Annotated in this window: 38 protein-coding genes; 37 read left to right on the top strand and 1 reads right to left on the bottom strand. The window is 70.0% G+C overall.

The genetic code is table 11. From position 1 onward, the window contains the following. The first annotated feature begins 30 nt into the window (after positions 1–30). The 34 genes from tuf to truA all read left to right on the top strand — a co-directional run bounded on the left by tuf (position 31) and on the right by truA (position 20,129). Positions 31–1,224: an elongation factor Tu gene (gene tuf / locus O7613_RS21865; protein ID WP_091426406.1), complete on the top strand. Its 1,194-nt coding sequence runs from the start codon at positions 31–33 to the stop codon at positions 1,222–1,224. A gap of 357 nt (positions 1,225–1,581) precedes the next feature. Beyond that, positions 1,582–1,890 carry a 30S ribosomal protein S10 gene (gene rpsJ / locus O7613_RS21860; RefSeq protein ID WP_007073037.1) on the top strand — a complete coding sequence of 103 codons (309 nt, stop codon included), beginning with the start codon at positions 1,582–1,584 and terminating at the stop codon, positions 1,888–1,890. Between the two features lie 11 nt (positions 1,891–1,901). After that, positions 1,902–2,567 carry a 50S ribosomal protein L3 gene (rplC, locus tag O7613_RS21855; protein WP_282289771.1) on the top strand — a complete coding sequence of 222 codons (666 nt, stop codon included), beginning with the start codon at positions 1,902–1,904 and terminating at the stop codon, positions 2,565–2,567. After that, positions 2,564–3,214, top strand: a complete 651-nt coding sequence (gene rplD / locus O7613_RS21850; RefSeq protein ID WP_281586606.1) for a 50S ribosomal protein L4 — start codon at positions 2,564–2,566, stop codon at positions 3,212–3,214. The genes rplC and rplD overlap by 4 nt, the downstream gene beginning before the upstream one ends. Then, positions 3,211–3,513: a 50S ribosomal protein L23 gene (gene rplW, locus O7613_RS21845; protein WP_013288632.1), complete on the top strand. Its 303-nt coding sequence runs from the start codon at positions 3,211–3,213 to the stop codon at positions 3,511–3,513. Before rplD ends, rplW begins: the two co-directional genes overlap by 4 nt. Positions 3,514–3,525: 12 nt before the next feature. Beyond that, positions 3,526–4,365, top strand: coding sequence for a 50S ribosomal protein L2 (gene rplB, locus O7613_RS21840; RefSeq protein WP_278109425.1), 840 nt, complete (start codon positions 3,526–3,528; stop codon positions 4,363–4,365). 12 nt (positions 4,366–4,377) lie between these two features. Continuing rightward, complete coding sequence (gene rpsS, locus O7613_RS21835; RefSeq protein WP_091627706.1) at positions 4,378–4,659, top strand: 30S ribosomal protein S19; 282 nt, start codon at positions 4,378–4,380, stop codon at positions 4,657–4,659. A 40-nt stretch (positions 4,660–4,699) separates the two neighbouring features. Next, positions 4,700–5,164, top strand: a complete 465-nt coding sequence (gene rplV, locus O7613_RS21830; RefSeq protein WP_281586607.1) for a 50S ribosomal protein L22 — start codon at positions 4,700–4,702, stop codon at positions 5,162–5,164. After that, positions 5,164–6,045, top strand: a complete 882-nt coding sequence (gene rpsC / locus O7613_RS21825) for a 30S ribosomal protein S3 (RefSeq protein WP_281586608.1) — start codon at positions 5,164–5,166, stop codon at positions 6,043–6,045. The genes rplV and rpsC overlap by 1 nt, the downstream gene beginning before the upstream one ends. Positions 6,046–6,048: 3 nt before the next feature. Next, complete coding sequence (gene rplP / locus O7613_RS21820) at positions 6,049–6,474, top strand: 50S ribosomal protein L16 (RefSeq protein WP_073834927.1); 426 nt, start codon at positions 6,049–6,051, stop codon at positions 6,472–6,474. After that, complete coding sequence (rpmC, locus tag O7613_RS21815; RefSeq protein WP_161685901.1) at positions 6,474–6,710, top strand: 50S ribosomal protein L29; 237 nt, start codon at positions 6,474–6,476, stop codon at positions 6,708–6,710. The genes rplP and rpmC overlap by 1 nt, the downstream gene beginning before the upstream one ends. Further along, a complete protein-coding gene (gene rpsQ / locus O7613_RS21810) occupies positions 6,707–6,985 on the top strand; it encodes a 30S ribosomal protein S17 (protein WP_281586609.1) in 279 nt (92 codons plus the stop codon). Before rpmC ends, rpsQ begins: the two co-directional genes overlap by 4 nt. A 97-nt stretch (positions 6,986–7,082) precedes the next feature. After that, entirely contained in the window at positions 7,083–7,451 is a 369-nt protein-coding gene (gene rplN / locus O7613_RS21805; RefSeq protein ID WP_007465279.1) for a 50S ribosomal protein L14, read from the top strand. Beyond that, positions 7,448–7,768: a 50S ribosomal protein L24 gene (gene rplX / locus O7613_RS21800; protein ID WP_181570334.1), complete on the top strand. Its 321-nt coding sequence runs from the start codon at positions 7,448–7,450 to the stop codon at positions 7,766–7,768. Before rplN ends, rplX begins: the two co-directional genes overlap by 4 nt. After that, a complete protein-coding gene (gene rplE / locus O7613_RS21795; RefSeq protein ID WP_091065804.1) occupies positions 7,768–8,337 on the top strand; it encodes a 50S ribosomal protein L5 in 570 nt (189 codons plus the stop codon). The genes rplX and rplE overlap by 1 nt, the downstream gene beginning before the upstream one ends. A gap of 1 nt (position 8,338) precedes the next feature. After that, complete coding sequence (locus O7613_RS21790) at positions 8,339–8,524, top strand: type Z 30S ribosomal protein S14 (RefSeq protein ID WP_007073023.1); 186 nt, start codon at positions 8,339–8,341, stop codon at positions 8,522–8,524. A 98-nt stretch (positions 8,525–8,622) separates the two neighbouring features. Next, positions 8,623–9,030 carry a 30S ribosomal protein S8 gene (gene rpsH, locus O7613_RS21785; protein ID WP_281586610.1) on the top strand — a complete coding sequence of 136 codons (408 nt, stop codon included), beginning with the start codon at positions 8,623–8,625 and terminating at the stop codon, positions 9,028–9,030. A gap of 16 nt (positions 9,031–9,046) precedes the next feature. Next, positions 9,047–9,589 carry a 50S ribosomal protein L6 gene (gene rplF / locus O7613_RS21780; RefSeq protein WP_281586611.1) on the top strand — a complete coding sequence of 181 codons (543 nt, stop codon included), beginning with the start codon at positions 9,047–9,049 and terminating at the stop codon, positions 9,587–9,589. Next, complete coding sequence (rplR, locus tag O7613_RS21775) at positions 9,586–9,975, top strand: 50S ribosomal protein L18 (RefSeq protein WP_281586612.1); 390 nt, start codon at positions 9,586–9,588, stop codon at positions 9,973–9,975. The genes rplF and rplR overlap by 4 nt, the downstream gene beginning before the upstream one ends. A 33-nt stretch (positions 9,976–10,008) precedes the next feature. Then, positions 10,009–10,623, top strand: coding sequence for a 30S ribosomal protein S5 (rpsE, locus tag O7613_RS21770; RefSeq protein ID WP_281586613.1), 615 nt, complete (start codon positions 10,009–10,011; stop codon positions 10,621–10,623). After that, positions 10,623–10,805 carry a 50S ribosomal protein L30 gene (gene rpmD, locus O7613_RS21765; protein WP_091065818.1) on the top strand — a complete coding sequence of 61 codons (183 nt, stop codon included), beginning with the start codon at positions 10,623–10,625 and terminating at the stop codon, positions 10,803–10,805. The genes rpsE and rpmD overlap by 1 nt, the downstream gene beginning before the upstream one ends. Then, entirely contained in the window at positions 10,805–11,248 is a 444-nt protein-coding gene (rplO, locus tag O7613_RS21760) for a 50S ribosomal protein L15 (RefSeq protein ID WP_281586614.1), read from the top strand. Before rpmD ends, rplO begins: the two co-directional genes overlap by 1 nt. Before the next feature lie 235 nt (positions 11,249–11,483). After that, on the top strand, positions 11,484–12,809 hold the full coding sequence (secY, locus tag O7613_RS21755) for a preprotein translocase subunit SecY (protein WP_281586615.1): 1,326 nt from the start codon (positions 11,484–11,486) through the stop codon (positions 12,807–12,809). After that, complete coding sequence (locus O7613_RS21750; protein ID WP_281586616.1) at positions 12,810–13,463, top strand: adenylate kinase; 654 nt, start codon at positions 12,810–12,812, stop codon at positions 13,461–13,463. Between the two features lie 89 nt (positions 13,464–13,552). Further along, a complete protein-coding gene (gene map / locus O7613_RS21745) occupies positions 13,553–14,404 on the top strand; it encodes a type I methionyl aminopeptidase (RefSeq protein ID WP_282289770.1) in 852 nt (283 codons plus the stop codon). Between the two features lie 186 nt (positions 14,405–14,590). Then, complete coding sequence (locus O7613_RS21740) at positions 14,591–15,118, top strand: DUF1707 domain-containing protein (RefSeq protein ID WP_282289769.1); 528 nt, start codon at positions 14,591–14,593, stop codon at positions 15,116–15,118. Between the two features lie 295 nt (positions 15,119–15,413). Beyond that, complete coding sequence (infA, locus tag O7613_RS21735) at positions 15,414–15,635, top strand: translation initiation factor IF-1 (protein WP_007073013.1); 222 nt, start codon at positions 15,414–15,416, stop codon at positions 15,633–15,635. A 91-nt stretch (positions 15,636–15,726) separates the two neighbouring features. Next, a complete protein-coding gene (gene rpmJ, locus O7613_RS21730; protein WP_012184307.1) occupies positions 15,727–15,840 on the top strand; it encodes a 50S ribosomal protein L36 in 114 nt (37 codons plus the stop codon). A gap of 152 nt (positions 15,841–15,992) precedes the next feature. Then, positions 15,993–16,373, top strand: a complete 381-nt coding sequence (gene rpsM / locus O7613_RS21725; protein ID WP_013288614.1) for a 30S ribosomal protein S13 — start codon at positions 15,993–15,995, stop codon at positions 16,371–16,373. 87 nt (positions 16,374–16,460) lie between these two features. Then, entirely contained in the window at positions 16,461–16,868 is a 408-nt protein-coding gene (gene rpsK / locus O7613_RS21720; protein WP_014440747.1) for a 30S ribosomal protein S11, read from the top strand. Positions 16,869–16,882: 14 nt separating this feature from the next. Further along, positions 16,883–17,509, top strand: a complete 627-nt coding sequence (gene rpsD, locus O7613_RS21715) for a 30S ribosomal protein S4 (protein WP_089155247.1) — start codon at positions 16,883–16,885, stop codon at positions 17,507–17,509. 94 nt (positions 17,510–17,603) lie between these two features. Then, complete coding sequence (locus tag O7613_RS21710) at positions 17,604–18,626, top strand: DNA-directed RNA polymerase subunit alpha (protein WP_007073009.1); 1,023 nt, start codon at positions 17,604–17,606, stop codon at positions 18,624–18,626. Between the two features lie 34 nt (positions 18,627–18,660). Next, positions 18,661–19,221 (top strand): 50S ribosomal protein L17, encoded by a 561-nt coding sequence (gene rplQ, locus O7613_RS21705; protein WP_281586619.1) that lies wholly within the window; start codon positions 18,661–18,663, stop codon positions 19,219–19,221. Positions 19,222–19,295: 74 nt separating this feature from the next. Then, positions 19,296–20,129, top strand: coding sequence for a tRNA pseudouridine(38-40) synthase TruA (truA, locus tag O7613_RS21700; protein ID WP_282289768.1), 834 nt, complete (start codon positions 19,296–19,298; stop codon positions 20,127–20,129). 62 nt (positions 20,130–20,191) lie between these two features. Here truA and O7613_RS21695 read toward each other — a convergent pair whose 3' ends face one another. Further along, positions 20,192–21,343 (bottom strand): hypothetical protein, encoded by a 1,152-nt coding sequence (locus O7613_RS21695; protein WP_282289767.1) that lies wholly within the window; start codon positions 21,341–21,343, stop codon positions 20,192–20,194. 107 nt (positions 21,344–21,450) lie between these two features. Between O7613_RS21695 and O7613_RS21690 the strand changes: the two genes are divergently transcribed. From O7613_RS21690 to O7613_RS21680, 3 genes are read left to right on the top strand one after another with little or no spacing between them, the layout of a single operon-like run. After that, positions 21,451–22,056 carry a methyltransferase gene (locus O7613_RS21690; protein WP_281586622.1) on the top strand — a complete coding sequence of 202 codons (606 nt, stop codon included), beginning with the start codon at positions 21,451–21,453 and terminating at the stop codon, positions 22,054–22,056. Between the two features lie 41 nt (positions 22,057–22,097). Further along, entirely contained in the window at positions 22,098–23,777 is a 1,680-nt protein-coding gene (locus O7613_RS21685; protein WP_282289766.1) for an ATP-binding cassette domain-containing protein, read from the top strand. After that, positions 23,774–24,571, top strand: coding sequence for a nucleotidyltransferase domain-containing protein (locus O7613_RS21680; protein WP_282289765.1), 798 nt, complete (start codon positions 23,774–23,776; stop codon positions 24,569–24,571). Before O7613_RS21685 ends, O7613_RS21680 begins: the two co-directional genes overlap by 4 nt. Positions 24,572–24,736 lie beyond the last annotated feature (165 nt).

Below are 24,736 nucleotides of genomic sequence, written 5' to 3'. Positions count from 1 at the left end.
CGAACCAAGAAAGTCCACAGGAGGACACCAGTGGCGAAGGCGAAGTTCGAGCGGACTAAGCCGCACGTCAACATCGGCACCATTGGTCACATCGACCACGGTAAGACGACGCTGACGGCGGCCATCACCAAGGTCCTGCACGACCAGTACCCGGACCTGAACCCGTACACGCCGTTCGACGAGATCGACAAGGCGCCGGAGGAGAAGGCCCGCGGCATCACGATCTCGATCGCGCACGTCGAGTACCAGACCGAGGCGCGTCACTACGCGCACGTCGACTGCCCCGGTCACGCCGACTACATCAAGAACATGATCACCGGTGCCGCGCAGATGGACGGCGCGATCCTGGTGGTCGCGGCGACCGACGGCCCGATGCCGCAGACCCGCGAGCACGTGCTGCTGGCCCGTCAGGTCGGCGTGCCGTACATCGTCGTGGCGCTCAACAAGAGCGACATGGTCGATGACGAGGAGCTCCTGGAGCTCGTCGAGCTCGAGGTTCGCGAGCTGCTCTCCTCGCAGGAGTACCCGGGTGACGACCTGCCGGTCGTCCAGGTCTCCGCGCTGAAGGCGCTCGAGGGCGACCCGGTCTGGACCGAGAAGCTGCTCGAGCTGATGAGCGCGGTCGACACCGCGATCCCGCAGCCGGAGCGCGAGACCGAGAAGCCGTTCCTCATGCCGGTCGAGGACGTGTTCACGATCACCGGTCGTGGCACCGTCGTCACCGGTCGTGTCGAGCGTGGCGTGCTGCTCCCGAACGAGGACGTCGAGGTCGTCGGCATCCGCGAGAAGGGCTTCAAGACCAAGGTCACCGCGATCGAGATGTTCCGGAAGACCCTGGACGACGCCCGCGCAGGTGAGAACGTCGGCCTGCTGCTGCGTGGCACCAAGCGCGAGGACGTCGAGCGCGGCATGGTCGTCATCAAGCCGGGCACCACGACCCCGCACACGGAGTTCGAGGCGACGGTCTACATCCTCTCCAAGGAGGAGGGTGGCCGGCACACCCCGTTCTTCCAGAACTACCGCCCGCAGTTCTACTTCCGGACCACGGACGTCACCGGCGTCGTCACGCTGCCCGAGGGCACCGAGATGGTCATGCCGGGCGACAACACCTCGATGTCGGTGAAGCTGATCCAGCCCATCGCCATGGAGGACAACCTGAAGTTCGCGATCCGCGAGGGTGGTCGTACGGTCGGCGCGGGTCGCGTCACCAAGATCATTAAGTGAGCTGGGTAACCCCGATTAGCGTTGCCGCCGGTCGTGCGGCATACTAGTCAGGTTGCGTAACGACGGTCGGTCACCCGCGTCCGGTTGAGGCCGGACCCCGGGAGGCAGACAGTCTCTCGCGTAGGGTGGTTGACCGCCATCGGCGGTCAACCACCCTCGCGCGGCGTTCAGGTCGCGGTTCCCGCGACCGGCGTCATGACCCACCGCGTGGTCAAGAGGATCGCTCCGGAGTCTCGGGGCGGAGCTTGGTCCACGGGCGCGACACGCCCGACCGCGGGGGTCGGCGGAAGTGGGCCGGTACCAGCCGGTACAGGCGCCCGCAACACAGCGGCATCGAGAGAAGGAACAGAAGCCACCATGGCGGGACAGAAGATCCGCATCCGGCTCAAGGCCTATGACCACGAGGTCGTCGACTCCTCGGCTCGGAAGATCGTCGAGACGGTGACGCGTACCGGGGCGCAGGTCGCTGGCCCGGTGCCGCTGCCCACGGAGATCAACCGTTTCTGCGTCATCCGCTCGCCGCACAAGTACAAGGACTCGCGCGAGCACTTCGAGATGCGTACGCACAAGCGTCTGATCGACATCATCGACCCGACCCCGAAGACGGTCGACTCGCTCATGCGCCTCGACCTGCCGGCTGGCGTCGACATCGAGATCAAGCTGTAGGGATCGATCAAATGGACAGGCAAGTCAAGGGGATCCTGGGCGCCAAGCTCGGCATGACCCAGGTCTGGGACAACAACAAAGTTGTCCCCGTGACCGTGGTCGAGGCCGGCCCGTGCGTCGTGAGCCAGGTTCGTAACGCCGAGAAGGACGGCTACGCCGCCGTTCAGCTCGCCTACGGAGCCATCGACCCGCGCAAGGTCAAGAAGCCGATCGCCGGGCACTACGCCAAGGCGGACGTCGCGCCGCGCCGGCACATCGTCGAGCTGCGCACCTCCGACGCCGCGGACTACGCGCCGGGCCAGGAGGTCACGGTCGACGAGTTCCCGCCCGGCGTCGTGATCGACGTGACCGGCAAGACCAAGGGCAAGGGCTACGCCGGCCCGATGAAGCGGCACGGCTTCCACGGTCTGCGCGCCAGCCACGGTGTCGAGCGCAAGCACCGCTCGCCCGGCTCGATCGGCGCCTGCGCGACCCCGGGTCGCGTCTTCAAGGGCACCCGGATGGCGGGTCGGATGGGTGGCGTGCGCTACACCGTCCAGAACCTCACCGTCCAGGCGGTCGACACCGAGAACAACCTCCTGCTCGTTCGTGGCGCCATCCCCGGCCCCAAGGGCGCGCTGGTCCTGGTCCGCACCGCGGCCAAGGCGAAGGTGAAGAAGGGCGGTGTGGCCAAGTGACCACCGTTGACGTCCTCGACGTCGAAGGCGGCAAGAGCGGCTCCGTCGAGCTGCCGGCCGACATCTTCGACGCGCAGGCGAACATCGCGCTGATGCACCAGGTCGTGGTGGCTCAGCTCGCGGCGGCCCGACAGGGCACGCACAAGACCAAGTCCCGCGGCGAGGTCTCCGGCGGTGGCCGGAAGCCGTACAAGCAGAAGGGCACCGGTCGTGCCCGCCAGGGCTCGACCCGCGCGCCGCAGTTCGCCGGCGGTGGCGTGGTCCACGGCCCGGTGCCGCGCGACTACAGCCAGCGGACCCCGAAGAAGATGAAGGCCGCCGCCCTGCGTGGCGCCCTCTCCGACCGGGCCCGCGCCGGCCAGGTGCACGTCGTCGAGGCGTTCGTCTCGGGCGAGAAGCCGTCGACCAAGGCCGCTCTGGCCACGCTGGCGAAGCTGACCGAGGCCCGCCGGGTCCTGGTCGTGCTCAGCAGCACCGACGAGCTGAACTGGGTGTCGCTGCGCAACGAGCCGCGGGTGCACCTGCTTGAGGCCGGGCAGCTCAACACCTACGACGTGCTGGTGGCCGACGACGTGGTCTTCACCAAGGAGGCCCTGGACGAGTTCCTGGGCGTGCCAGCCGAGACCACCGAGGAGGGTGGCAAGTGAGCACGATCGCCGATCCGCGTGACGTCATCGTCGCGCCGGTCGTCTCGGAGAAGAGCTACAGCGAGCTGAACCGGAACTGGTACACCTTCCTGGTGCACCCGGACGCGAACAAGACCGAGATCAAGATCGCTATCCAGCAGATCTTCAACGTCCGTGTCCTGACGGTCAACACGCTCAACCGCGAGGGCAAGCGCAAGCGGACCCGCACCGGGTTCGGCAAGCGCAAGGACACCAAGCGCGCGATGGTGAAGCTGGCTGACGGTGACCGTATCGAGGCCTTCGGCGGCCCGGTCAGCTGAGGGGTGTAGACAATGGCTATCCGTAAGTACAAGCCGACGACGCCGGGCCGGCGTGGCTCAAGCGTCGCCGACTTCGCTGAGATCACCCGGTCGACGCCGGAGAAGTCGCTGCTGGCTCCGCTGCCGAAGAAGGGTGGACGCAACGCCCACGGCCGGATCACCACGCGGCACCACGGCGGCGGCCACAAGCGCCAGTACCGCCTGATCGACTTCAAGCGGGTCGACAAGGACGGCGTGCCGGCGAAGGTCGCGCACATCGAGTACGACCCGAACCGCACCGCGCGCATCGCGCTGCTGCACTACGCCGACGGCGAGAAGCGCTACATCCTCGCGCCGAAGGACCTGAAGCAGGGCGACCGCGTCGAGTCCGGCCCGGGCGCCGACATCAAGCCGGGCAACAACCTGCCGCTGCGCAACATCCCGGTCGGTACCACCGTGCACAACGTGGAGCTGCGTCCGGGCGGCGGCGCCAAGCTGGCCCGCTCGGCCGGCGTCGGCATCCAGCTGCTCGGCCGCGAGGGCGCGTACGCGACCCTGCGTATGCCGTCCGGTGAGATCCGGCGTGTCGACGTGCGCTGCCGCGCCAGCGTCGGCGAGATCGGCAACGCCGACCAGTCGAACATCAACTGGGGCAAGGCCGGCCGGATGCGGTGGAAGGGCAAGCGCCCGACCGTCCGTGGTGTCGCCATGAACCCGGTCGACCACCCGCACGGTGGTGGTGAGGGTAAGACCTCCGGTGGTCGCCACCCGGTCAACCCGCAGGGTAAGCCCGAGGGCCGCACCCGTCGTAAGGGCCAGCCGAGCGACCGGCTGATCGTCCGCCGCCGCTACGCCACGCGTAAGCGCGGCTGAGGGAGATAAGACATGCCTCGCAGCCTGAAGAAGGGCCCGTTCGTCGACGACCACCTGCTCAAGAAGGTGGAGACGCAGAACGACAAGGGCTCGAAGAACGTGATCAAGACCTGGTCGCGGCGTTCGACGATCATCCCGGACATGCTGGGTCACACGATCGCCGTGCACGACGGACGCAAGCACGTTCCGGTCTTCGTGACCGAAGCAATGGTCGGGCACAAGCTCGGCGAGTTCGCGCTGACCCGCACGTTCAAGGGTCACGAGAAGGACGACCGGAAGAGCCGCCGGCGCTGACGCCGCGGGCATACGGATAGAGGAACAAGGGGTTACAGCGATGCCAGGAAAGGGCGACGCTCCGGTGCTTCCGGGCGCGCGGGCGGTTGCGCGGCACGTGCGCATCTCGCCGATGAAGGCGCGCCGGGTGGTCAACCTCGTCCGCGGCCTGCCCGCGAAGGAGGCGCTCACGGTGCTGCAGTTCGCGCCGCAGGCTGCGAGCGAGCAGGTATTCAAGGTGCTCGCGAGCGCGATCGCCAACGCGGAGAACAACGAGCGGCTGGACCCCGACGCGCTGCTCGTCAGCGAGGCGTTCGTCGACGAGGGCCCGACGATGAAGCGGTTCCGGCCGCGGGCGCAGGGCCGGGCCTACCGGATCCGCAAGCGGACCTGCCACATCACCGTGGCGGTCGAGGCGGTGGCGCCGGCCGCGCCGAAGAAGTCGGCCAGGAAGGCCGCTCCGGCCAAGCAGGCCGAGTCGGCCGCGCCGGCCGAGGGGCAGAGCACGACGGAGGGTGCCGAGTAATGGGTCAGAAAGTTCACCCCACCGGGTTCCGGCTCGGCATCTCGACCGACTGGAAGTCCCGCTGGTTCGCGGACAAGCTCTACAAGGACTACATCGGCGAGGATGTCAAGATCCGCCGGATGATGTCCAAGGGCCTCGAGCGCGCCGGCATCTCCAAGGTCGACATCGAGCGCACCCGGGACCGGGTCCGCGTCGACATCCACACCGCCCGGCCGGGCATCGTCATCGGCCGTAAGGGTGCGGAGGCCGACCGGATCCGCGGTGAGCTGGAGAAGCTCACCGGCAAGCAGGTCCAGCTGAACATCATCGAGGTGAAGAACCCGGAGTCGGACGCGCAGCTGGTCGCCCAGGGCGTCGCCGAGCAGCTCTCCAGCCGGGTCAGCTTCCGTCGCGCGATGCGCAAGTCGATGCAGTCCGCGATGAAGAACCCGGCCTGCAAGGGCATCCGGGTGCAGGTCTCGGGTCGTCTGGGCGGCGCCGAGATGAGCCGGACCGAGTTCTACCGTGAGGGCCGCGTCCCGCTGCACACGCTGCGGGCCAACATCGAGTACGGCTTCTTCGAGGCCCGTACCACCTTCGGCCGGATCGGTGTGAAGGTCTGGATCTACAAGGGCGACGCCGTCCCGGGTCGGGAGACTCCGGCCGAGACCGCCCCGTCGCGCGGCCCGCGCCGCGACCGTGGGGACCGGCCGGACCGGCCGCGTCGTGGCCGCTCGGGCTCGTCGGGTACGACCGCCGGTGGCACCGAGGCCGGCCGGGCTGCCGCGACCACCATCGCGCAGCAGGCGGAGACGCCGGCCGGTGAGCCGGTCGACAGCAGCGCTGTCGCCGCAGCCGCCTCGGCTCCGAACCAGCCGGCAGAAACGCAGCAGGAGGGCTGACAGATGCTGATGCCGCGCAAGCCCCCGAAGGGCTTCCGCAAGCCGCACCACCCGGACCGCCACGGCGCGTCCAAGGGTGGTAACCGGGTGGTGTTCGGCGAGTTCGGGATCCAGGCTCTCGAGCCGGCGTACGTGACCAACCGCCAGATCGAGTCGGCGCGTATCGCGATGACCCGTCACATCAAGCGTGGTGGCAAGGTCTGGATCACGATCTTCCCGGACCAGGCGCTCACCAAGAAGCCGGCCGAGACCCGGATGGGTTCCGGTAAGGGTTCGCCCGAGTGGTGGGTCGCCAACGTCAAGCCGGGGCGGGTTCTCTTCGAGATGTCCTTCCCGAACGAGCAGATCGCGCGAGAGGCAATGCGTCGCGCGATCCACAAGCTCCCGATGAAGTGCCGCATTGTTACGCGCGAAGTGGGTGAATCCTGATGGCAGCGGGCGTCAAGGCCTCCGAGCTGCGTGAGCTCTCCGACGAGGAGCTGGTCACGAAGCTGCGCGAGGCGAAGGCGGAGCTGTTCAACCTCCGCGTGCAGGGCGCAACCGGGCAGCTGGACAACAACCGGCGGCTGCAGGTCATCCGTCGGGAGATCGCCCGGATCTACACGATCATGCGTGAGCGTGAGCTGGGTCTCTCGGCCGCGCCGACTGAGGTGACTGCATCATGAGTGACGAGAACACGACCGCCACCGTGCGGGCCCGCCGCAAGGTCCGTGAGGGCCTCGTGGTGAGCGACAAGATGGACAAGACCGTCGTGGTCGAGGTCGAGGACCGGGTCAAGCACGCGCTGTACGGCAAGATCATGCGCCGTACCAGCAAGTTGAAGGTGCATGACGAGCAGAACTCGGCCGGTACCGGCGACCGGGTCCTGATCATGGAGACCCGGCCGCTCTCCGCCACCAAGCGGTGGCGGCTCGTGGAGATCCTCGAGAAGGCCAAGTAGCGAAGGCTCGAGCTCGGCCGGCATCGGTCGGGCGAACGTTCCGCCAGGCTCCGGCCGCCCTCGGCGGCCGGAGAACCGGCAGACATAGGAGATAGACGTGATTCAGCAGGAGTCGCGACTGCGCGTCGCCGACAACACGGGTGCCCGGGAGATCCTGTGCATCCGGGTTCTCGGTGGCTCCGGTCGGCGCTACGCGAGCATCGGCGACGTCATCGTGGCAACGGTGAAGGACGCGATCCCCGGTGCCGGCGTGAAGAAGGGCGACGTCGTCAAGGCCGTCGTCGTTCGGACCGCCAAGGAGAGGCGGCGGCCGGACGGGTCGTACATCCGCTTCGACGAGAACGCCGCCGTCATCATCAAGGACGGTGGGGACCCGCGCGGTACCCGTATCTTCGGCCCGGTGGGTCGCGAGCTGCGGGACAAGCGGTTCATGAAGATCATCTCTCTCGCGCCGGAGGTGTTGTGACCGTGAAGGTCAAGAAGGGCGACACGGTCGTCGTCATCGCCGGCAAGGACAAGGGTGCCAAGGGCAAGGTCATCGCGGCCTACCCGCGGCAGGACAAGGTCCTGGTCGAGGGCGTGAACCGGGTCAAGAAGCACACTCGCATCAGCACCACCCAGCGTGGCGCCAAGACCGGTGGCATCGTCACCCAGGAGGCCCCGATCCACGTCTCGAACGTGATGGTCATGGACTCCGACGGCAAGCCGACCCGCGTCGGCTACCGGATCGACGACAACGGCCAGAAGGTCCGCATCGCGCGTAGCACCGGTAAGGACCTGTGATGACCACGGCTACCGAAACGAAGACCCTGCCGCGTCTCAAGGAGCGGTACCGCAACGAGGTCGTGGCGAAGCTGCAGGAGCAGTACGCCTACGGCAACCCCATGCAGGTGCCCGGCCTGGTCAAGATCGTCGTCAACATGGGTGTCGGCGAGGCCGCTCGCGACGCCAAGCTGATCGACGGCGCGGTCCGCGACCTGGCCACGATCACCGGCCAGAAGCCGTTGGTCCGGCGGGCGACCAAGTCGATCGCGCAGTTCAAGCTCCGTGAGGGCATGCCGATCGGCGCGAAGGTCACCCTGCGGGGCGACCGGATGTGGGAGTTCCTGGACCGGCTGCTCTCGATCGCGCTGCCGCGTATCCGCGACTTCCGCGGTCTGGACGGGCGCAAGCTGGACGGGCACGGCAACTACACGTTCGGTCTGACCGAGCAGTCGGTGTTCCACGAGATCGACCAGGACAAGATCGATCGCCAGCGGGGCATGGACATCACGGTGGTCACGACCGCCACGACCGACGACGAGGGCCGGGCGCTGCTCAAGCTCCTGGGCTTCCCGTTCAAGGAGAACTGAGATGGCCAAGAAGGCGCTGATCCTCAAGGCGGCCGCGAAGCCGAAGTTCTCGGTTCGCGCGTACACCCGCTGCCAGCGGTGCGGGCGTCCGAAGGCGGTCTACCGCAAGTTCGGTCTCTGCCGGGTGTGCATCCGGGAGATGGCCCACCGCGGTGAGCTGCCCGGCGTGTCCAAGGCTTCCTGGTAATAGCCCGGCGCGCTCCGGCGCGTCAGCTGAACTGTCTCTTCGCCGTAGGCCCCGGGCCTGGCCCGGGGAACCCCGGCGAGAAAGGTTGACGAGTTTTCATGACGATGACCGACCCGATCGCAGACATGCTCACGCGTCTGCGTAACGCCAACCAGGCGTACCACGACCGGGTGACGATGCCCTACTCGAAGATCAAGGCGAACATCGCCGAGGTCCTCAAGGCCGAGGGTTACATCGCCACCTGGTCGGTCGATGACCCCGAGGAGGGCGCCGTCGGCAAGCGACTGGTCGTCGAGCTGAAGTACGGCCAGAACCGCGAGCGGAGCCTGGCCGGCATCAAGCGCGTGTCCAAGCCCGGTCTCCGGGTGTACGCCAAGTCGGACGGGCTCCCGCGGGTGCTCGGCGGACTGGGCGTGGCGATCATTTCGACGTCCCAGGGGCTGCTGACCGACCGGCAGGCCCGCAAGCGGAGCGTTGGCGGGGAAGTCCTCGCCTTCGTCTGGTAACGGGAGACAGGTAGAAATGTCGCGTATTGGACGTAAGTCGATCCCGGTGCCTTCCGGCGTCGACATCACGATCGACGGCCAGACCGTCAAGGTCAAGGGCCCCAAGGGCGAGCTGAGCCACGTGCTGGCCGAGCCGATCACGGCGGAGCGCAGCGAGAACGGCGAGCTGGTCGTCAACCGGCCGAACGACGAGCGCAAGGCCAAGGAGCTGCACGGCCTGAGCCGTACGCTGGTGGCCAACATGATCGTCGGGGTGACCGAGGGCTACCGCAAGAGCCTGGAGATCGCCGGCACCGGTTACCGCGTCACTGCCAAGGGCAAGGACCTGGAGTTCGCGCTCGGGTTCTCGCACCCGGTGCTGGTGCAGGCGCCGGACGGCATCACCTTCACGGTCGAGCGGCCGACGCTGTTCCACGTGGCCGGCATCGACAAGCAGCAGGTCGGCGAGATCGCCGCCAACATCCGGAAGATCCGCCCGCCGGAGCCCTACAAGGGCAAGGGCGTGAAGTACCAGGGCGAGGTCATCCGCCGCAAGGCTGGAAAGGCAGGTAAGAAGTGAGCGCCACGCTGCTCAAGCGCCGCCGCGGCGTCGCCGCAAAGCGTGCCGTCGGGCGTGCGCGTCGGCACTTCCGGGTCCGCAAGAACGTCAGCGGCACCGGCGAGCGTCCCCGCCTCGTCGTCACCCGCTCCCTGCGGCACGTGGTCGCCCAGGTCGTGGACGACACCAAGGGTCACACCCTGGCGTCGGCCTCGACCATGGACGCCTCGCTGCGCGGCGCGGAGGGCGACAAGAGCGCCCTGGCCGGCAAGGTCGGCGCGCTGCTCGCCGAGCGCGCCAAGGCCGCCGGCGTCTCGAAGGTCGTCTTCGACCGCGGTGGCAACCGGTACGCGGGGCGTGTTGCCGCGCTTGCCGACGCCGCCCGCGAAGCCGGGCTCGAGTTCTAACAACCCCGTCACGAGAGAGAAGGAAGGCTGCTGATGCCAGGTCAACAGCGCCGTGGCGGCGGGTCCGGTGGCAACGAGGGTGGTCGCCGCGACAACCGCCGTGAGGGCGGCCGCGGAAACGCGCCCGTCGAGAAGACCCCGCACCTCGAGCGGGTCGTCGCGATCAATCGCGTCGCCAAGGTCGTGAAGGGTGGTCGTCGCTTCAGCTTCACCGCCCTGGTGATCGTGGGCGACGGCGACGGCACCGTCGGCGTGGGCTACGGAAAGGCCAAGGAGGTGCCCGCGGCGATCGCCAAGGGTGTCGAGGAGGCCAAGAAGCACTTCTTCAAGGTGCCGCGGATCGGTCAGTCGATCCCGCACCCGGTCACGGGCGAGGACGCCGCCGGTGTGGTGCTGCTCAAGCCGGCCTCGGCCGGTACGGGTGTCATCGCCGGTGGTCCGGTCCGTGCCGTGCTGGAGTGCGCGGGCATCCACGACGTGCTCTCCAAGAGCCTCGGCTCGTCCAACCCGATCAACATCGTGCACGCCACCGTGGCGGCCCTGCGGGGGCTCGAGTCCCCCGAGCAGGTCGCGGCGCGTCGTGGCCTGCCGGTGGAGGATGTCGCGCCGGCTGCCATGCTGGCGTCGCGTGCGGGGGTGGCGTCCTGATGGCACGTCTGAAGGTCACCCAGGTCCGGTCCGGGATCGGGCGCAAGCAGAACCAGCGTGACTCGCTGCGTTCGCTCGGGCTCAAGCGGATCAACGACGTGGTGGTCAAGGAGGACCGGCCGGAGATCCGAGGCATGATCTTCACGGTCAACCACCTCGTGAAGGTCGAGGAGGTCGAGTAATGACGATCAAGGTGCACCACCTGCGTCCGGCACCCGGCGCCAAGACCGCCAAGACCCGTGTGGGTCGTGGTGAGGGCTCCAAGGGCAAGACCGCCGGTCGCGGTACCAAGGGTTCGAAGGCCCGGAAGAACATCTCGCCGGCGTTCGAGGGTGGGCAGATGCCCATCCACATGCGCCTGCCGAAGATGAAGGGCTTCAAGAACAAGTTCAAGGTCGTGTTCCAGGTGGTCAACCTGGACCGCCTCGCCGAGCTGTTCCCGAACGGCGGCGAGATCGGCCCGGTCGAGCTGGTCGAGTCCGGCGCGGTCCGTAAGGGCCACCCGGTCAAGGTCCTCGGCACCGGCGACCTCGGTGGTGTCTCGCTCCAGGTGTCGGCGCACGCGTTCAGCGCGTCGGCCAAGGAGAAGATCACCGCGGCCGGCGGCTCGGTCACCGAGCTGTAAGGCATGTTCGTGGCGCCCGCTCAGTTGTTCGTGACTGGGCGGGCGCCATGGTCTACCGGCGACGTGTGCGCCGGGTAACATCGGATTCGGTTTATGTAGCCGGGCACATCTGCCCGGACGGGGGTCGGGCTGTTAGAGTCCGTTCCCAGCCATGGATATCGGGCACTGGGCCCGACATTCACCCCGCCCCGCCAGGGATCGTCACCGGCGGCCCGCGTCGCGCAGGAGGAAGAAGTTGCTGTCCGCCTTTCTCAGTGCGTTCCGTACGCCTGACCTGCGCAAGAAGCTGCTGTTCACAGTAGGCATCATCGCGGTCTACCGGCTGGGCGCCACGCTGCCCAGCCCGGGCGTCTCGTACGGCAACGTGCAGAAGTGCCTCGACACCATCCAGGGCAGCACCGGCGTGCTCAACCTGCTGGATCTCTTCTCCGGCGGCGCGCTGCTCCAGCTCTCGGTCTTCGCGCTGGGCATCATGCCCTACATCACCGCGTCGATCATCCTGCAGCTGCTGACGGTGGTGATCCCGCGCCTGGAGCAGCTCCGCAAGGAGGGCCAGGCCGGTCAGGCGAAGATCACCCAGTACACCCGCTACCTGACGCTGGGCCTGGGCATCCTCCAGTCCTCGGCGTTCGTGGCGCTGGCCCGCTCCGGGCAGCTGTTCAACAACCAGTGCGACCAGTTCCCGATCGTGCCCAAGGGCACCGGCATCCCTGACTGGCTGACGCTCACCGTGCTGGTCATGACCATGACCGCCGGCACCGGCGTGGTGATGTGGCTCGGCGAGCTGATCACCGACCGGGGCGTCGGCAACGGCATGTCGGTGCTGATCTTCACGTCGATCGCGGCCCGGCTCCCCAGCGAGGGCTGGAAGATCAAGACCACCAAGGGCTGGGGGATGTTCCTCCTCGTCATCGCCCTGGTGCTGCTGGTCATCACCGCGGTCACGTTCATCGAGCAGGCGCAGCGCCGGATCCCGGTCCAGTACGCGAAGCGGATGATCGGCCGGCGGATGTACGGCGGCACGTCGACCTACATCCCGCTCAAGGTGAACCAGGCCGGCGTCATCCCGGTCATCTTCGCCTCGTCGCTGCTCTACCTGCCGACGCTCGCGCTCCAGTTCTTCGACCAGAACGACCCGGGCAAGACCCAGGCGTGGATCCAGAACCACATCGTGAAGGCGAGCGCGCCGGAGCACATCGCGATCTACTTCCTGCTGATCATCTTCTTCACCTACTTCTACGTGTCGATCACGTTCAACCCGACCGAGGTCGCGGACAACATGAAGAAGTACGGCGGCTTCGTGCCGGGCATCCGCCCCGGCAAGCCGACCGCCGAATATCTGGACTTCATCCTCAGCCGGATCACCCTGCCGGGCGCGCTCTACCTGGGCATCGTCGCGATCCTGCCGAACTTCTTCTTCATCTGGCTGGACAACCAGCAGTTCCAGAACTTCCCGTTCGGCGGCACCGCTGTGCTCATCATGGTCGGCGTCGGTCTGGAGACCGTGAAGCAGATCGAGAGCCAACTCATGCAGCGGAACTACGAAGGGTTCCTGCGGTAGATGCGACTCGTTCTGGTTGGCCCGCCGGGCGCGGGCAAGGGCACACAGGCGGAGTTCATCGCCGCTCACCTGGCGGTGCCGAAGATCTCCACCGGTGACATCTTCCGGGCCAACGTCACCCAGGGCACGCCGCTGGGGGTCGAGGCCAAGCGATACATGGACGCCGGCAAGCTGGTCCCGGACGACGTCACCATCAACATGGTGCGGGGCCGGCTCGCCGAGCCGGACGCCGGCGAGGGCTTCCTGCTCGACGGCTTCCCGCGGACCACGCCGCAGGCCGCCGAGCTGGACAAGCTCCTCGCCGACCTGGGCGGCTCGCTGGACCTGGTGCTGGAGTTGGTCGTCGACGACGACGAGGTGATCCGGCGGCTCTCCGGCCGGCGTACCTGCCGGGGTTGCGGCAAGATCTGGCACGTCGAGTTCGACGCGACCACCCGGGAGGGTGTCTGCGACAGGTGCGGCGCGGAGCTGTTCCAGCGGGACGACGACAAGCCGGAGACCATCGCCGCCCGGCTGCGGGAATACGCGGAGAAGACCGCGCCGCTCGTCGACTACTACGGCGCCCAGGGCAAGCTGGTGGGCATCGACGCGACCGGGCCGGTGGAGGACGTCACCGTCCGCGCCATCGACGCGCTACGGTCGTACGGAGGCTGACCGCCCGCCGCCGCCCGGCGGATAGAGTTCGAACAGCGGGGTACGCGTGACGTGCCCCGCTGTTCCGTGTAACGAAAGGTGTCGCCGTCATGCGCCGTCCCCAGCTGGACATCCAGCTGAAGACCCCCGAGCAGATCGAGCTGATGCGGGCCGCCGGTCTGGTCGTCGCCCGTGCCCTGGGCCGGATGCGGGAGGCGGTCGCGCCCGGCGTGACGACGGCCGACCTGGACGCGATCGCCGAGGCCACCATCCGCGAGGCCGGGGCGGTCCCGTCGTTCAAGGGCTACCACGGCTTCCCGGCGTCGATCTGCTCCTCGGTCAACGAGCAGGTGGTGCATGCCATCCCGTCGCCGAATCAGGTGCTGCGCTCCGGCGACCTGATCTCGATCGACTGTGGCGCGGTGCTCGACGGCTGGCACGGCGACGCGGCTGTCACGGTTGCCGTGGGCGACGTCGACCCGGCGCTGCTGCGGATGGCCGAGGTCGCCGAGGACGCGATGTGGGCCGGGATCGCCGCCGCGGCCCGGGGGGCGGCCTCCGGCCGGGGCCGGCTCACCGACATCTCGCACGCGGTGGAGACCGCGGTCCGCAAGGGCGGCCGGTACGGCATCGTCGACGGCTACGGCGGCCACGGCATCGGCACCGAGATGCACCAGGATCCGCACGTGCTCAACCACGGCCGTCCGGGCAAGGGTCCGCGCCTGGTGCCCGGCATGGCGTTGGCCATCGAGCCGATGATCACGGCCGGTTCCCCGCGTACGGTCGAGCTGTCCGACGGCTGGACCGTGGTGACGCGGGACCGGTCGATGGCGGCGCACGTCGAGCACTCGATGGCGCTGCTGCCCGACGGCGTGTGGGTGCTGACCGCGGTAGACGGCGGCCGGGCCCGCCTCGGCGACCTGGTCACCTCCCGCCAGCCCGCGGACTCGCCGGCGCGCTGACCCGGCCGGGGACGCCCACCCGGGCCCGGTTGGTCCTGGTTCGGGGCCTCGGCTTGCGTGATCAACTCCGTTTCGGCGCTCTGGCGGTATCGGGGTGGGTGTGATGCGGCCACTTCGGCGAACTGGTGTGGATCACGGAGGGCCGGGCGTTTCGTGCGGTGGCAGGGTGGTGGCATCCTTGCCGTCATGGACGGGCACCGGGAGATGCGAGCGGCCGACCGCGACCGGGAGGCCACTGCGGAACGGCTCCGGGTGGCGCTGGAGGAGGGCCGGCTCGGCCTGCACGAGTACGACGAGCGGCTGGCCCGCGCGTACGCCGCCCGGACCTACGGCGAGCTGGACGAGGTGGTCGCCGACCTGCCGGGGGTGGCGTCCGCCGAGCGATCCGCCCTGGCACCGCCCGCGCCGACTCCGCCGCCCGCTGGCGCCGAGCCGGCCACCTCGACCGGGTCCGGCCCGTCCGGAGCGCCGACGGCCTCCGGCGAACCCGAGGCGCCGGAGACCCGCTCCCGGCTGCTCTGGATCTGGATGCCCTGGCTGCGGGTGGCCGCGATCCTGGTGCCGATCTGGCTGATCAGTGCGGTCGCATCGGGCCACGTCGCCGGCGTCTGGCCGCTCTGGGTGCTGGGCCCGTGGGGTGGCCTGGTGTTGATGCAGTCGGTCGGGCTGATCGGTGTGGATCATGGCCGGAAGCGGCGCGACCGCCGGCGCTGAGCGTGGGTGCCCGAGGGGGTACGGCGACGGTCGCGGCCTTCCACCGCTGTGCCACTGGTCACAGTGGGTGCGGAAATCGGCCAGGCGCGGGGCGTCAGGGCCGGCCGGTTTGGCGGCAGCGCTCCGGCCGGCGTACACTTTCTGATCGGCGCACAGCGTCCACTCCGCCATGCCCACCCTGCGCTTCGGTGGGAGTCGGAGCCGCGGCTGGCGCGGGTCAACTGATCTTGATTGGGCGATCCGTGTAAGACGTTGTGAGCCGTCCGGAGTAACCGACGTCAGGACAGCGGAGTACATGCCGAAAAAAGACGGAGCCATCGAGATCGAGGGTCGGGTCATCGAGCCCCTGCCGAACGCCATGTTCCGGGTGGAGCTCGCGAACGGTCACAAGGTGCTGGCTCACATCAGCGGCAAGATGCGGCAGCACTACATCCGCATCCTGCCGGAGGACCGGGTCGTCGTCGAACTCTCGCCGTACGACCTGACCCGCGGGCGCATCGTCTACCGCTACAAGTAAGCCTGACGACGGCCGGGACGTCCCCGTGTCCGTCTTCGACGTCCGGGTCGCGACTCGTCGCGTTCCGGGCCGGATGGGAAGTAAGGCAACCGTGAAGGTCAAGCCGAGCGTCAAGAGGATCTGCAACAAGTGCCGGGTGATCCGCCGGCACGGCCGGGTCATGGTCATCTGCACCGACCCGCGCCACAAGCAGCGCCAGGGCTGACGCCCCACACGTCACAGCTCGTCCCAGCCGCGGACGGTGCGCTTCGCGCGTACCCCCTCGTGGTTGACCCCCGGTTGGAGGCCGGGGCCCGCTCGGGCAGCGGGGTGGGACGGGTCCACACCTCCGCACACATTTGAGGAGTACGCCCGCACATGGCACGTCTAGTCGGCGTGGATCTCCCCCGCGAGAAGCGGATGGAGATCGCGCTCACCTACATCTTCGGGGTCGGTCGCACCCGCGCCCTGGAGACCCTCGCCGCCACCGGCATCTCGCCGGACAAGCGCGTTCGGGACCTCACGGACGAGGAGCTGGTCGAGCTCCGGAACCACATCGAGGGCAACTACAAGGTTGAAGGCGACCTGCGCCGCGAGGTCGCCGCCGACATCCGCCGCAAGGTCGAGATCGGCTGCTACGCCGGCATCCGGCACCGTCGCGGTCTGCCCGTGCGCGGTCAGCGCACCAAGACCAACGCGCGGACCCGGAAGGGCCCGAAGCGGACCGTGGCCGGCAAGAAGAAGCCCGGCAAGAAGTAATTCTTACCCGGGTGACGGGTCGGCCGCCGCAGAGGTGGGCCAGGCCGCAACCCGTTCCGGAAAGTCAACTAGGAGCGCAGAAGACTTATGCCACCGAAGGCTCGTGCCGGAGCCGCTGTCAAGAAGGTCCGGCGCAAGGAACGCAAGAACGTCGCCCACGGGCAGGCGCACATCAAGAGCACCTTCAACAACACCATCGTGTCCATCACGGACCCGACCGGTGCGGTCATCTCCTGGGCCTCCTCCGGCCAGGTGGGCTTCAAGGGCTCCCGCAAGTCGACCCCGTTCGCCGCGCAGCTGGCCGCCGAGGCCGCCGCGCGTCGGGCCATGGAACACGGCATGCGCAAGGTCGACGTGTTCGTCAAGGGCCCCGGCTCCGGCCGGGAGACCGCCATCCGTTCGTTGCAGGCCGCGGGCCTCGAGGTCGGGCAGATCTCCGACGTCACGCCGCAGCCGCACAACGGGTGCCGTCCGCCGAAGCGTCGCCGGGTCTGAGAGGTTAGAGAGAGATGGCTCGTTACACCGGTGCTGACTGCCGCCGTTGCCGGCGGGAGAAGATGAAGCTGTTCCTCAAGGGCAGCAAGTGCGATGGCCCGAAGTGCCCGTTCGAGTCCCGGCCGTTCCCGCCCGGGCAGCACGGCCGCGGCCGGACCAAGGAGACGGAGTACCTGCTCCAGCTCCGTGAGAAGCAGAAGGCCCGCCGTGTCTACGGCGTGCTGGAGAAGCAGTTCCGCGGCTACTACGAAGAGGCCGTGGGCAAGAAGGCCAAGACCGGTGAGGTTCTGCTGCAGATCCTCGAGTCGCGGCTGGACAACGTGGTCTACCGGGCCGGCTACGCCAAGTCCCGGGACATGGCCCGTCAGCTGGTCAAGCACGGTCACTTCACGGTGAACGGCAAGAAGGTCGACATCCCGTCGTTCCGCGTCAAGGAGCACGACATCATCGAGGTCCGGGGCAAGAGCAAGGAGCTCACCCCGTTCATCGTCGCGCAGGCCGAGGCCGGCTCCAAGACCGTTCCGGCGTGGCTCGAGGCCATCCCCAGCCAGATGAAGGTCCTCGTGCACTCGCTCCCGGCCCGACAGGTGATCGACACCCAGGTCCAGGAGCAGCTGATCGTCGAGCTCTACTCCAAGTAGGGCTCGTTGCGGTGGCCCGTCCTGCGGGGCGGGCCACCGGAACAGTTGTGTCGTGGGCGTCAAATAGCGGGCGCCCCGGAAGAGAAGAGAAAAGATGCTCATCAGCCAGCGACCGTCTCTCTCCGAAGAGTCGATCAACGAGACCCGGTCCCGGTTCACCATCGAGCCGCTGGAGCCCGGCTTCGGCTACACGCTCGGCAACTCGCTGCGGCGTACGCTGCTGTCGTCCATCCCCGGTGCGGCGGTCACCTCGATCAAGATCGACGGTGTCCTGCACGAGTTCACCACGATCCCCGGGGTCAAGGAGGACGTGGTCGAGCTCGTCATGAACATCAAGGAGCTGTGCGTCAGCTCCGAGCACGACGAGCCGGTCAGCATGTACCTGCGCAAGCAGGGCCCGGGCGACGTGACCGCCGGTGACATCCAGCCCCCGGCCGGTGTCTCGGTGCACAACCCGGACCTGAAGCTCGCCACCCTCAACGGCAAGGGCCGGCTCGACATGGAGCTGACCGTCGAGCGGGGTCGGGGCTACGTCACGGCGGCGCAGAACAAGCAGGCGGGCGCCGAGATCGGCCGGATCCCGGTCGACTCGATCTACTCGCCGGTGCTCAAGGTGACGTACCGCGTCGAGGCGACCCGGGTCGAGCAGCGGACCGACTTCGACCGGCTGATCATCGACGTCGAGACCAAGCCGTCGATGGGTCCGCGTACCGCGCTGGCCTCCGCCGGCTCGACGCTCGTGGAGCTGTTCGGCCTCGCCCGCGAGCTGGACGAGACCGCCGAGGGCATCGACATCGGGCCGTCCCCGCAGGACGCCCAGCTGGCGGCGGACCTGGCTCTGCCGATCGAGGAGCTGGACCTGACCGTCCGCTCCTACAACTGCCTCAAGCGCGAGGGCATCAACTCCGTCGGTGAGCTGATCGGGCGCACCGAGGCCGACCTTCTCGACATCCGCAACTTCGGTCAGAAGTCGATCGACGAGGTCAAGATGAAGCTCGCCGGGATGGGCCTGGGGCTGAAGGACTCGGCTCCGAACTTCGACCCGGCGCACGTCGTGGACGCCTTCGGCGAGGCCGACTACGACACCGACGACTACCGCGAGACCGAGCAGCTCTAGTCCGCGCTGCCGCCACACCTGAGGAGCACCAAGCATGCCCACGCCCACCAAGGGCCCCCGCCTCGGCGGCAGCCCCGCGCACGAGCGGCTGATGCTGGCCAACCTGGCCACCGCGCTGTTCCAGCACGGCAAGATCCAGACCACCGAGACGAAGGCCCGGCGGCTCCGCCCGCTGGCCGAGCAGCTCATCACCAAGGCCAAGCGCGGCGACCTCGCCTCGCGTCGGCGGGTGGCGGGCGTCGTCAAGGACAAGGACGTGGTCTACTCCCTGTTCGACCAGATCGCGCCCCGGTACGCCAACCGCAACGGTGGCTACACCCGGATCGTGAAGACCGGTCCGCGCAAGGGTGACGCCGCTCCGATGGCGATCATCGAGCTGGTGGAGGAGCTTGCCGTCGCCGAGCCGAAGGCGAACCGGAAGACCGCCGCCCGCAAGGCCGCCCAGCAGGACAAGGTCGAGGCCCTGGCCCCGGCCGAGGAGGCCCCGAAGGCGAGCGCCGGTGACCAGGACGCGGAGGCTCCGGTCTCCGCCTCCGGCGACACCGCCGCCGCCCGTGAGGACAGCGACGAGGCCACCGAGAACGACAAGGCCTGATCGCAAGGCAGCACCGTCGGGCCCGGCATCCCCTCGCGGGGTGCCGGGCCCGACGCCGTCAACGGAGGTACGAGGTGGACGAGCGGACCCGGCTGCGGCTGGACGTCTCGTACGACGGCACCGACTTCTCCGGTTGGGCCCCGCAGCCCACCCGGCGGACGGTGGCCGGGGTGCTCATGCAGACGCTCGATCTGGTCCTCGGCACGGGTACGGCCACCGGCCTGACCGTGGCCGGTCGCACCGACGCCGGGGTGCACGCCACCGGGCAGGTCTGCCACCTCGACCTGCCGACCGAGGTGTGGCGCGCGCACGAGGGACGGCTGCTGCGCCGGCTGGCCCGGCTCCTGCCCACGGACGCCCGGGTCCGCGCGATGACCGAGATGCCGGCCGACTTCGACGCCCGGTTCTCGGCCACCTTCCGCCGTTACGAGTACCGGGTCACCGACGCGCCCTGGGGCGCCGAGCCGTTGCGCCGGCGGGACACGCTGGCCTGGCCGAAACCGCTGGACCTGGCGGCGTTGAACGAGGCCGCGGCCGGTCTGGTCGGCGAGCACGACTTCGCCGCGTACTGCCGGCGCAAGGAGAACGCCACCACGCTGCGCGAGGTGACCCGGCTGGACTGGCGGCGCGACCCGGACGGCATCCTGGTCGCCACCGTGCAGGCCGACGCGTTCTGCCAGAACATGGTGCGCAGCCTGGTCGGCGCCATGCTCGTCGCCGGCGACGGGCGGCGGCCGGTCCACTGGCCGGCCGGCCTGCTGACCCGCCGGGAACGGTCGAGCGAGGTCACCGTGGCGCCCGCGCACGGCCTGGCCCTGGTTGAGGTGGGTTACCCCACCGATCCGGCCGAGTACGCCCGCCGCGCCGATCGCACCCGCCGGCTCCGGGTCCCGGTCGCCGAGGGCTGAGCCCGCCGCCAGCCGAGCGGCCCGCCACCGGATCAGGTGACGGGCCGCTCGGCCGGCGCGGGTCAGTCGTCCGAGCCCTGCTGGCCGGCGCTGTCGTCGGGGTCGTCGGTGGGTTGGCCGGCCGTACCGCCGGAGGCCCGGCGTTCCAGCACCCCCCGGTTGAGGTGCAGCTCGATCAGGTCGTACATGATCTCGCGAGCGGTCGCGTCGTCGGTCGGGATCCGCTCCCCGTCGGTGCGGGTGACCAGGCAGAAGGCGAGGTAGTGGCCGCGTACCTGCCAGCCGACCCGGGCGGCGGCCTTCTCCACCACCTCGGTGTCCTCGCCCGCGGCCATCCCCCGGAACCGCCCCTGCCGGTCGTCGAGCAGCGGCCGGAGCCGGTCGCGTACCCGTTGGGCGCTGGCCAGGTCGGTCAGGTTGAACAGTCCGGCGGTGAGCAGGTGGTCGCCGTCGGGGGAGCGGAGCGTGCCCCGGACGACCTGGTTGCAGCCGAGCCGCGTCAGCAGGTCGGCGATCTCGCCGGTGGCCGACACCGCGCAGTTCGTACTCGCCTGGGTCTTGAGCACCTGGTAGGCGGGCTTGCCGTCGGTGATCACCAGTTGCTTGCCGGGGAAGAGTTCCTTGGTGGTGAGCGCCGCCTGGTCGGTGTCCCGGGAGTCCAGGTCGGACCGGTCGGGCGCGTTCGGGTCGGCCTCGCCCGGCGGGGTGGTCGGCGCGCTGGCCGGTGGCGTGGTGGCCCGGTCGTCGAGCAGCGCCGCCACGGCCAGCCCGGTGAGCGAGAGCAGGAGCAGCACGGCCGCGCCCCCGATCAGCGTCCGCCAGAGGCCGCCGCCGCGTCGGTCGACCCGTCGGCCGCGGGGCAGCTCGGACACGTTCGTGGCGCGGAAGGACGGGCTGGCCGGGATCGGCACGGTGGGCCGTGCGGTGGCCGCCGGTACCGGCTGCGGCACCGGCGGCGCGGGCTGCGGAACCGGAGCGGGCGCCGGCGGCGGCGCGGGTCGGCCCGGCGTCGGGGCGGGCGGCGCGGGGGCGGGCGCGCGGGCGGCGTCGGGGGCCGGGCCGGCGCCTCGGGCCGGCGGCAGCGACGGCGTGGGGAATCGGGAGGGCGACGGGCCCGCCGGCGGCGGCGTCGGGGTCGCGGGCCCGGTCGGGGCCGACCCGGGCTGCGGGTACTCCAGGAAGGCGTCCTCATCGGACTCGTACCGATACACCATGCGAGATAGAGTAGGGCCGATTGTCCCTTTCAGGGGGAATATCGGGAAATTCCGGCAGAGTGGCGTGCGCCGACGGCCCCTCGCCCGGCCGGTGCGAGAATGCCGGCGTGACCGGCGACCACTACTTCACCGCTGAACCCGCCACCCCGGCCCGCCCGCGCGAGGTCGAGTTCTCCGTCGCCGGGCGCGACTACGCCCTCAGCTCGGCGAGCGGCGTCTTCTCCGCCGACCGGCTCGACCCCGGCACCGCCGTGCTGCTGCGCAAGGCCGACCTGCCGGGCCCCGACGTCACCGGCCCGCTGCTCGACATCGGCTGCGGCTTCGGCCCGATCACCTGCGTCCTGGCCACCGTCGCGCCGACCGCCACCGTCTGGGCGGTCGACGTCAACGAACGGGCCCGCGCCCTCACCACCGCCAACGCCGACCGGATCGGCGCCGCCGACCGGGTCCGGGCCGTCGCCCCCGACCAACTGCCGCCGGACGTCACGTTCGCCCAGATCTGGTCCAACCCGCCGATCCACATCGGCAAGGCGGAACTGCACGACCTGCTGTTGCGCTGGCTGCCTCGGCTCACCCCGGACGGCGTGGCCTGGCTGGTCGTCGCCCGCCACCTCGGCGGCGACTCGCTGCACCGCTGGCTCGTCGAGCAGGGATGGCGGGTCGAGCGGCACGCCAGCCAGAAGGGCTACCGGGTGCTCCGGGTCACCCGGTAATCGGGTGTCGCCCGCACCACTGCCTCGGGCAGGATGCCCGGGTGGGATACGTGGACGTGGCAGGGGTCGGGCACATCCTCCCGGACGGGCGGCAGCTGTTCGGCGAGGTGTCGTTCCGGGTCGGTGAGGGCGCCAAGGTGGCGCTCGTCGGCCCCAACGGCGCCGGCAAGACGACCCTGCTCCGGATGGTCGCCGGCGACCTGCCGGTGCGCAGCGGCGCGATCGCCCGCTCCGGCGGCCTGGGCGTGATGCGGCAGTTCATCGGCATGATCGGCGACGAGTCGACACTCGCCGACCTGGCCCTGTCGCTCGCCCCGCCGGCGCTGCGCGACGCCGGGCGCCGGCTCGTCGAGACCGAGGCGGCCATGCGCACGGCCGAGGTCCGCGGCAAGTACAGCTCCGCCGCCGGCAAGGCCCAGCTCGCGTACGCCGACGCGCTCGCCGCCTGGGGTGAGAGCGGCGGGTACGACGCCGAGGTGCTCTTCGACACCGTCACCACGATCGTGCTGGACCTGCCGTGGGACGACGCCCGCGACCGGCCGGTCCGGACCCTCTCCGGCGGCCAGCAGAAACGCTTCGCGCTGGAGCTGCTGCTACGCGGCCCGGACGAGGTGCTGCTGCTCGACGAGCCGGACAACTTCCTCGACGTGCCGGGCAAACGCTGGCTGGAGACCCGGCTGCGCGAATCCGGCAAGTCGGTGCTCTACGTCTCGCACGACCGGGAGCTGCTGGCCCAGACCGCCGACCGGGTGGTGGCCGTGGAGGGCGGCAGCGCGTGGGTGCACCCCGGCGGCTTCGCGAGCTGGCACGAGGCGCGGGTGGCCCGGCACGCCCGCCTCGACGAGCTGCGCCGGCGCTGGGACGAGGAACACCAGAAGCTGCGCGAGCTGATGCTGATGTACAAGCAGAAGGCCGCGTACAACGACGGGCTGGCCTCCCGCTACCAGGCCGCGCAGACCCGGTTGCGCAAGTTCGAGGAGGCCGGGCCGCCGCCCGTACCCCCGAAGGACCAGGACATCCGGATGCGGCTGACCGGCGGGCGGACCGGCAAGCGCGCGGTGATCGCCGAGCAGCTCGAGCTGGACGGCCTGACCTACCCCTTCGACCTGGAGATCTGGTACGGCGACCGGGTCGCGGTGCTCGGCGCGAACGGGACCGGCAAGTCGCACTTCCTGCGCCTGCTGGCCCGCGGTGGCACCGACCCCGACCCGGGCAACACCCCGGTCGACGGCGCCGCCGCGCTCACGCCTGTCGCGCACGACGGCGTGGTCCGGCTCGGCGCCCGGGTCCGACCCGGGCACTTCTCGCAGACCCACGACCGGCCGGAACTGATGGAGAAGACGCTCGTCGAGATCCTGTGGCGGGGCGACGAGCACCGGGCCGGCATGGACCGGCACGCGGCCATGGGGGTGCTGTCCCGCTACGAGCTGGCCGGCCAGGGCGACCAGCGGTTCGGCACGCTCTCCGGCGGCCAGCAGGCCCGCTTCCTGGTGCTGCTGCTGGAGCTGTCCGGGGCCACGCTGCTGCTGCTCGACGAACCGACCGACAACCTCGACCTGGCCTCCGCCGAGGCGCTGGAAGCCGGCCTGACCGCGTTCGACGGCACGGTGATCGCGGTCACCCACGACCGGTGGTTCACCCGCACCTTCGACCGGTTCGTGCTGTTCCGAGGCGACGGGGACGTGGTGGAGACGCCGGAGCCGGTCTGGGACGTCGGGTGATCGACGCCGAGCTGGTCGACCGGCTCTGCGCGGTCGACGGCGTGGTCGCGGTGGCGCTCGGCGGCAGCCGGGCCCGCGGCGACCACCGGCCCGACTCCGACTGGGACGTCGGCCTCTACTACCGGGGCGCGCCGGACCTCGCCGGGCTGCGGGCGGTCGCCGCCTCGGTCGCCGACGGCCCGGCGGAACTCACCGCGCCCGGTGGCTGGGGGCCGTGGGTCGACGGCGGCGGCTGGCTGCGCGTCGGTGGGGTCGCGGTGGACTGGATCTACCGTGACCTGGACCGGGTACGCCGGGTCTGGGCCGACTGCCGGGCCGGCCGCTACACGGTGGCGACGCAGGCCGGGCACCCGCTCGGGTTCTACTCCCACGCGTACGCCGGGGAGGTGGCGCTCGGCCGGGTGCTCGGCGACCCGACCGGCGAGCTGACCGCGCTGCGGGCCGAGACCGTCGACTACCCACCGGCGCTCGGCGCGGCGCTTCTGGCCGGCGGATGGGAGACCGGCCTGCTGCTGGACGCCGCAGCCAAGGGCGCGACCTCCGGCGACGCCGGGTACGTGGCCGGCTGCCTGTTCCGGGCGGTCGGCGTGCTGGCACAGGCGCTGCACGGGCGGGCCGGCCGGTGGCTGGTCAACGAGAAAGGCATGATCACCTCCGCCGGCCGGTTGCCCGGTGCGCCGCCGGAGTTCGCCGGACGCGCGCAGGCGCTGCTCGGCGCGGTGGGGCGTACCCCGGCGGAGCTGTCGGCGACGGTGGCCGACGCCCGCGCGTTGGCTGTCGACGTGCTCGGCTGAGCCGCCGCCGCCGGCCGGTGTGGGCCGGTGGCGCGGAATGGGCCGGTGGTGCGGGGTGGGCCGGTGGTGCGCTGTCGGGCCGGCGTTCCGGCGTCGGCCGGCGGGCTGGTGTGGCCGGTGGTGTCGGCGGGCGGGCTGGTGGGCCGGGGGCTGGCGGGGCTGGCG

Source organism: Micromonospora sp. WMMD975, assembly GCF_029581215.1.
Lineage (GTDB): Bacteria > Actinomycetota > Actinomycetes > Mycobacteriales > Micromonosporaceae > Micromonospora.
This window is presented reverse-complemented; position numbering and strand designations above follow the sequence as displayed.

Bases quoted from the DNA above. Each gene is read 5' to 3' on its own strand.
- rpsJ (WP_007073037.1), top strand. From the start codon at position 1,582: ATGGCGGGACAGAAGATCCGCATCCGGCTCAAGGCCTATGACCACGAG.
- rplC (WP_282289771.1), top strand. From the start codon at position 1,902: ATGGACAGGCAAGTCAAGGGGATCCTGGGCGCCAAGCTCGGCATGACC.
- rplB (WP_278109425.1), top strand. From the start codon at position 3,526: ATGGCTATCCGTAAGTACAAGCCGACGACGCCGGGCCGGCGTGGCTCA.
- rpsS (WP_091627706.1), top strand. From the start codon at position 4,378: ATGCCTCGCAGCCTGAAGAAGGGCCCGTTCGTCGACGACCACCTGCTC.
- rplV (WP_281586607.1), top strand. From the start codon at position 4,700: ATGCCAGGAAAGGGCGACGCTCCGGTGCTTCCGGGCGCGCGGGCGGTT.
- rpsC (WP_281586608.1), top strand. From the start codon at position 5,164: ATGGGTCAGAAAGTTCACCCCACCGGGTTCCGGCTCGGCATCTCGACC.
- rplP (WP_073834927.1), top strand. From the start codon at position 6,049: ATGCTGATGCCGCGCAAGCCCCCGAAGGGCTTCCGCAAGCCGCACCAC.
- rpmC (WP_161685901.1), top strand. From the start codon at position 6,474: ATGGCAGCGGGCGTCAAGGCCTCCGAGCTGCGTGAGCTCTCCGACGAG.
- rpsQ (WP_281586609.1), top strand. From the start codon at position 6,707: ATGAGTGACGAGAACACGACCGCCACCGTGCGGGCCCGCCGCAAGGTC.
- rplE (WP_091065804.1), top strand. From the start codon at position 7,768: ATGACCACGGCTACCGAAACGAAGACCCTGCCGCGTCTCAAGGAGCGG.
- O7613_RS21790 (WP_007073023.1), top strand. From the start codon at position 8,339: ATGGCCAAGAAGGCGCTGATCCTCAAGGCGGCCGCGAAGCCGAAGTTC.
- rpsH (WP_281586610.1), top strand. From the start codon at position 8,623: ATGACGATGACCGACCCGATCGCAGACATGCTCACGCGTCTGCGTAAC.
- rplF (WP_281586611.1), top strand. From the start codon at position 9,047: ATGTCGCGTATTGGACGTAAGTCGATCCCGGTGCCTTCCGGCGTCGAC.
- rpsE (WP_281586613.1), top strand. From the start codon at position 10,009: ATGCCAGGTCAACAGCGCCGTGGCGGCGGGTCCGGTGGCAACGAGGGT.
- rpmD (WP_091065818.1), top strand. From the start codon at position 10,623: ATGGCACGTCTGAAGGTCACCCAGGTCCGGTCCGGGATCGGGCGCAAG.
- rplO (WP_281586614.1), top strand. From the start codon at position 10,805: ATGACGATCAAGGTGCACCACCTGCGTCCGGCACCCGGCGCCAAGACC.
- O7613_RS21750 (WP_281586616.1), top strand. From the start codon at position 12,810: ATGCGACTCGTTCTGGTTGGCCCGCCGGGCGCGGGCAAGGGCACACAG.
- map (WP_282289770.1), top strand. From the start codon at position 13,553: ATGCGCCGTCCCCAGCTGGACATCCAGCTGAAGACCCCCGAGCAGATC.
- O7613_RS21740 (WP_282289769.1), top strand. From the start codon at position 14,591: ATGGACGGGCACCGGGAGATGCGAGCGGCCGACCGCGACCGGGAGGCC.
- infA (WP_007073013.1), top strand. From the start codon at position 15,414: ATGCCGAAAAAAGACGGAGCCATCGAGATCGAGGGTCGGGTCATCGAG.
- rpsM (WP_013288614.1), top strand. From the start codon at position 15,993: ATGGCACGTCTAGTCGGCGTGGATCTCCCCCGCGAGAAGCGGATGGAG.
- rpsK (WP_014440747.1), top strand. From the start codon at position 16,461: ATGCCACCGAAGGCTCGTGCCGGAGCCGCTGTCAAGAAGGTCCGGCGC.
- rpsD (WP_089155247.1), top strand. From the start codon at position 16,883: ATGGCTCGTTACACCGGTGCTGACTGCCGCCGTTGCCGGCGGGAGAAG.
- O7613_RS21710 (WP_007073009.1), top strand. From the start codon at position 17,604: ATGCTCATCAGCCAGCGACCGTCTCTCTCCGAAGAGTCGATCAACGAG.
- rplQ (WP_281586619.1), top strand. From the start codon at position 18,661: ATGCCCACGCCCACCAAGGGCCCCCGCCTCGGCGGCAGCCCCGCGCAC.
- O7613_RS21695 (WP_282289767.1), bottom strand. From the start codon at position 21,343: ATGGTGTATCGGTACGAGTCCGATGAGGACGCCTTCCTGGAGTACCCG.